This window comes from Nostoc sp. DedSLP03 (assembly GCF_034530815.1).
In the GTDB taxonomy this organism is placed as follows: domain Bacteria; phylum Cyanobacteriota; class Cyanobacteriia; order Cyanobacteriales; family Nostocaceae; genus Nostoc.
In genome coordinates this window covers 1-1,974 of record NZ_JAVRCK010000217.1, presented here as the reverse complement: position 1 = coordinate 1,974, position 1,974 = coordinate 1, and the positions used below count along the sequence as shown (strand labels likewise).

2 protein-coding genes are annotated in these 1,974 nt (G+C 40.5%); both read left to right on the top strand.

All coding sequences use genetic code 11. The features are described 5' to 3' along the window. Positions 1-1,034 (top strand): hypothetical protein (locus RM368_RS38320; RefSeq protein WP_322698904.1); only part of this gene is annotated, 1,034 nt, incomplete at its 5' end. After that, positions 1,034-1,855, top strand: a complete 822-nt coding sequence (locus RM368_RS38315; protein ID WP_322698903.1) for a hypothetical protein — start codon at positions 1,034-1,036, stop codon at positions 1,853-1,855. The genes RM368_RS38320 and RM368_RS38315, both read left to right, overlap by 1 nt. The last annotated feature ends 119 nt before the right edge of the window (positions 1,856-1,974 follow it).

Here is a 1,974-nt window from a genome sequence, read left to right as displayed (position 1 = left end):
CGATCGCAACGGCAATCGCAGCCTTAACACCAGCGATACAGGGAATACCCGATGCAATCGCCAAATCTCCAACCGTGCAAGCCGCAAACAAAGAAACGACCCAAGGTGCAGTGTGCGAAATCTCTCAACCTGGAGGATGCTTGAGGAATGCAATAGATGATTCCGCTAATAACATCAACCAAAATAATAATCAAAATACAGCTAACCTTCTAGACAAAATTAATGCTGGTGCAAACGCTGCTCAACTAGCACTTTTAGAATTAATCAATACAAAACTTGGCGATTTAATTCCTGGTGGGATATCAGGTAAATTGCAAAGGCTCAGTCAATGGCTTCATCTTGATAGAGTCCTGAATATTTTGATTTGGTGGCAAACTCTTCATAATGCCTATATGCTTTCTGCTAACTTGGGACAGACATTAACTAGTGCTATCTCAAATGTTCTCGCAGCAATTGGCATTAAAGATGCAGAGGGAAGCCCATTAAATATTGGTGAAATATTAGGAAGTCAATTTGATTCTCTAGCCAAATCAGTAATTGGCGAGAGTGAATGGGGAGGAATAAAAGCTGAATATAAAAAATGGAATCGAATTTATCAAGCCGCTGCTAATCTGATGAATTCAATTCAATCAATTGGCTATTCCATTCTCAGCGCTTTGGAAGTTGTAGGCTCTTGGGTCGCCGTAATTGGCAATGCTTTGCGCAAATGGGGTGAAGTTGGCGAAAGTGCCTATAGATGGATGAACCCTACACCTAACTTTCAAAATAAATTCTTTACAACTTTAGAAACAACTGAAAACGTCGTGAGTCAAATTGATAGCGTTGCTTCCGAAGTCTTAAGCGTTCAAGAGACAGTTACTCAAATTGGAACACAGAAAACAGAATTTCTCAAAGCATTGGGAGAAGAACCAAATAGCAAGCAAGGCACTACACCACCAGAAGCAACACAAGTTAAAGCTGGTTTTGATGCTTCCAAACTAGTGAGCGCCACTGGCTTGGCTATTTCTGATGAAGACAAGGAGGCGGACGAATAATGCCATTACCAGATGGTTTTGATGAATGGGAAAATTTACAAGACATAGTTAGACTCGAACATAATAAAGCAGTCCAAGCTTACTTCAAAAATCAACCTGACAATGATGTTAGCAACCCCAAGCCTCGACTCAAACATTCTTGTTTGATGAAGGACGGCGACACGTCAACCATGACAATGATGCGGATGTGGTTGTTTGAAATAACTTGTGGTCATGCTCAAGCTCTGCAACGCCCTGTTTATGGTATTCCTTGGTATGAAATCCAGTCAGAGCGGACATTTAAACCACAAGTAAAACTTTATTTTCTCGAACCGTATAATTTTGAAATTCACGAAAGTGAATCAACGCCACAAGTAGAAGGCGAAATTACATTTAGGCTAATGCATGAATCCAGCGAAAGCATTGGTAGAACTGATGCAGAGAGACTAGCCAGGCAAATAAAAAATATCTTTGCTACGCCTGCTTTCACTTGGCACAAAGGACATTTCAAATGTACTTATTTTGATACAGAGCGCGGTTACGAATTAAAACTATTAGTTCCGAATAAAGCCGAGGGAGAAAGAATTATTCGTGCGGTATTGGATATCCAGGAACACCCATTTGACCGTGATTTTCTACAGTTCATCGACAATGACAGGGTTTACTCTACAAATCCAGGTACGCACCGAGTTTATGGGCGTACAGTCAAAAAATTTGTTCGTCGCCGAACTGCACAAGTTAAATTCCGTTATGCTCAGTTACTGATTTGGGGGAAACAAAACCCTGTTAACTTGGTCGCGACATCTGGTTCTCGCCTACGCAGCGTCATTGAACGAGTTTAAGTAGAATCATCATAAAAATTTGACGGACAACATATGTTATCCGGCTGGAAATAGTGACTTGTAGTTGCTGCTATGACTGAATAACAGACAATTACTGAGTAAGAAATAAAACTAATATG